Here is a 3458-nt window from a genome sequence, read left to right as displayed (position 1 = left end):
CTATGAAAAGCACTACCCGAAATTTGAAACAATTAGTCATGTTGCCAATGCTATTGATTTGTGTAGCAGTTTCATTTAGTTTTTCGAATAATTTACACAAAGATCTCTTCGCGACGCACGACGTAAGCCATCACAATGTAAAGCAAGATTCCGTTGGACTTCCTGTATATGGCAATTGGAAAAACTTTAGTACAAAAAACGGTTTACCTTCTAACAAGGTGTATTGTGTGCGTATTGATGGGAAGAGAGTTTTGATAGGTTCTCATGATGGTTTGTCTGTCTATGAAAATAATGAATGGACAACCTATACAACAGAAGATGGTCTGGCGCATAATGGCGTACTCGCCATCGATATTAGTGAGCAAACCGGAGATGCATGGATCGGAACAATGGGAGGATTGTCTCGTTGGTCAGCAGGAAAATTTGAAAACTTTAATCAAATGAACAGTGGCATGCCTAATGATCTTATTTATGCTGTGACCTGTGATGAAAAGGATATTTGGGTGGCTACCGGAGGAGGCGCCGGCAGGTACGATACGTATCGAAAGGAATGGCAAATATTCACAGAACAAAATGCGCCCATGCATGAACCATGGACCTATGGTGTTAGCAGTGGGGACGGTAAGATCTTTATTGCAGCCTGGGGAGGCGGAGTGGTGGAGTATACCAAAGAAACGGAACAGTTCAGAGATTATACGGATCCCGACGGGAATATGGAAATTGATTTATTTCCGGATGATGGAATTGTCCATGATATAACCACTGGTACCTCCTGGGCTGACGGAAAACTTTGGGTTGGTACCTATTTCGGACTAAGCCGTTATGACGGAGTGCGCTGGAAGGGATACTTTGATCATGACAGTGGTTTGGCGAGTAATTTTATAAATTTTATAAAGGCCTCAGGTAAATATGTTTTTATCGCAACAGACAGAGGATTGAGTTGCACAGATGGCGAACAGTGGATCACCTATGTTAAAAATGAGAAGAATAGAAATGGCAAGGCAATGATCAGCAAAGGTGCCGAAGTGAACAATCTTTTGATGACTCCTTCCATAGCGCATAATTATGTGCTGGGTGTAGATATAAAGGATGAGGTAATCTGGGTAGCAACTTCAGATGGGCTCAGTAGAGGGGAATTAATAAATTCATCAGACAAACGTCTGGTCACAATTAAATAAATAGAAAAAATAATACGAATAGAAAAACAAAGTAATTATGAGCAATACAATAGATATTCAGGAGCGAAAATTATTAATAGATCTAGACAGATTGACTGAAGGAGAAAGAATTGAAATGAGCAAACTTGGCATATTATCTGATGAAAATCAAATTACGCCTACAGTTTATCCATCCATTCACAACGAAAGACCACCTATTGAAAAACATGTGGTTCATGCTCCTCATACAATTAATGAGGCCTATGATTATCAGAAGCCATCTTCATTTTCCAGAGCTCTTCGATTGGATTTTGGAGATTACAAGGTATTATTAATCTCTGGCACAGCCAGTGTAAATGAAGAGGGGAAACCCGAACATATTGGCGATTTTAAAGCCCAGTTGTGGCGGACTTATTTCAATGTTACGAATTTACTTGAAGCGGAAGGGATGACATGGCATGATGTGGTAAGAACCAGTAATTTTTTAAGAGATATTGAAAGAGATTATGATGAGTTCAACAAGATTCGCACGACATTCTACCAATGGCTTAATCTGGATCCTCTTCCTGCCAGTACCGGGATTCAGGCCAGATTATGCTGGGAAACACTTTTAGTGGAGATGGAGGTCTATGCAGTTTGTAAATCAAATTAAAGTTAGAATTTTATGCGATCGTTCCTAAGATTTTGGGTTTGCACGCTTGGGTCTTGTATTTGCTTATCCATAGGACTACAGGCTCAAAAGACCGATTTAAAGTACGGAAAAACGCCAGACAAACTTTTTCCTTATCAAAAGTTTCAAGAGGCGTATAAGTACCATTTTGTTGAACCAATTCAATTCTATGGCGCGGGAAGGGATAAGGTAGCACCTGATCATCTTGAAGAAGTGAGGATTGGTTTTTTAGGTCCCTTAGAAGGGTCTGCTTTGGTGCCTCTTGGAGAGCAAATGCTGAATGGGGCAAAGCTTGCGCTTGAACAGGCCAATGCGGCGGGTGGTTATCGAGGTCTTCCTTATACCTTGATGGTGCACAATGATGTTGGTCTTTGGGGTGCTGCAGCCAATGAGGTCGTAAAGATGGATGAAGAGGAGGTTTGGGCCTGGCTGGGATCGATTGATGATATAGTATCTCATGTGGCTCTCCGAGCGACCCTGAAAATGGAGATTATGATGGTTAATACAGGAGATCCGGATCCAACATTTACTGAAACAAATATCCCTTGGGCGATAAGAGTGATTAGTGATGACAGACAAAGTGGATATGCCTTGGCAACTCATATTTTTGAAGAGAAAAATCATGAAAGAGTTGCTGTGATCCGAACCAATACCCGGTATGGACGTGTGGGGATTATGGAGTATTCAGGAGCAGCAGTGAGGTTGGGTCATCCTATGATGATAGAAGAGCGATTCAATGATGGAGAAACTGATTTTTCAATGCAATTAGAAAATATAAAACGTGTATCTCCAGATGCCATATTAATATGGGCCAATGCGAAGGAGTCAGGATTGATTGTAAAGCAACTAAGAGAAATGGGTATGGATTTCCCAATTTATGCTTCCGATCGGATTGTATCCAATGAATTTCTTGAGATCGCAGGGGACTGGGCAGAAGGAATTGTGGCTACCTGTCCCTACAATCCGACAGCTGAGAATGAGCAATATGTGCAGTTTCAACAGGATTACAGGGCAAGATTTGGCTTGGAGCCGGATGTGTTTGCAGCCCATGCCTACGATGGAATGAACTTGATTGTGGAAGCAATAAGAAAAGTAGGGTTAAACAGAGTGTTGATAAGAGATGTTTTGACAGACCTTACTACATTTCAGGGGTATCAGGGAGTTACCGGAGAAATCGTTTTGGATGAAAGCTGGAATGATATTGGAGAAATCTGGATGGCTAAAGTTCAGAATGGTGCGTTTGAATTTAGTCCAAGTCCTGCATTGGGTGAAAGAGCTCATTCAGGAAGAATGGTTGGTTATTGAAGCTTTTTGATGTTTAAATAAAAGTTGGTGAAAGGTCTTTTTGAAATAAGTATTATTGCTTTTGTGCTTTGTCTGATGCAATTCTTTGGTCAGGCTTTGTATGCCCAAAATCACTCAGAGAATGCATCGCATATTTCAATTGGTCTTTTGGTCAACGAAAAGAATGAGGCAGTCTCAAGATGCAGTGCAGAAATTGCCGTTGAGCAAATCAACAGTAAAGGAGGAATAAATGGCAGACCTTTAAAATTGATTGTTCGCATTGCAGCAGGTTCCTGGGGGGCCGGTTCAAGAGAAGTTGTAGACCTGGTTTTTAAGGATAAGGTGGA

At 41.1% G+C, this 3458-nt stretch carries 4 protein-coding genes; all 4 read left to right on the top strand.

All coding sequences use genetic code 11. The annotated features are described in order from the left end of the window. On the top strand, positions 1–1178 hold a 1178-nt coding region (locus ACR2MV_RS03840), incomplete at its 5' end, for a ligand-binding sensor domain-containing protein (protein WP_434020578.1). 37 nt (positions 1179–1215) lie between these two features. Beyond that, positions 1216–1809: a Rid family hydrolase gene (locus ACR2MV_RS03835; protein WP_434020577.1), complete on the top strand. Its 594-nt coding sequence runs from the start codon at positions 1216–1218 to the stop codon at positions 1807–1809. A 12-nt stretch (positions 1810–1821) separates the two neighbouring features. Next, entirely contained in the window at positions 1822–3132 is a 1311-nt protein-coding gene (locus tag ACR2MV_RS03830) for an ABC transporter substrate-binding protein (protein WP_434020576.1), read from the top strand. A gap of 27 nt (positions 3133–3159) precedes the next feature. Further along, a partial coding sequence (locus ACR2MV_RS03825) for a hypothetical protein (protein WP_434020575.1) occupies positions 3160–3458 on the top strand: 299 nt, incomplete at its 3' end.

Source organism: Lutimonas sp., assembly GCF_051011215.1.
Classification (GTDB): domain Bacteria; phylum Bacteroidota; class Bacteroidia; order Flavobacteriales; family Flavobacteriaceae; genus Lutimonas.
This window is presented reverse-complemented; position numbering and strand designations above follow the sequence as displayed.

Coding starts and splice junctions, on each gene's coding strand:
- ACR2MV_RS03835 (WP_434020577.1), top strand. CDS start 1,216: ATGAGCAATACAATAGATATTCAGGAGCGAAAATTATTAATAGATCTA.
- ACR2MV_RS03830 (WP_434020576.1), top strand. CDS start 1,822: ATGCGATCGTTCCTAAGATTTTGGGTTTGCACGCTTGGGTCTTGTATT.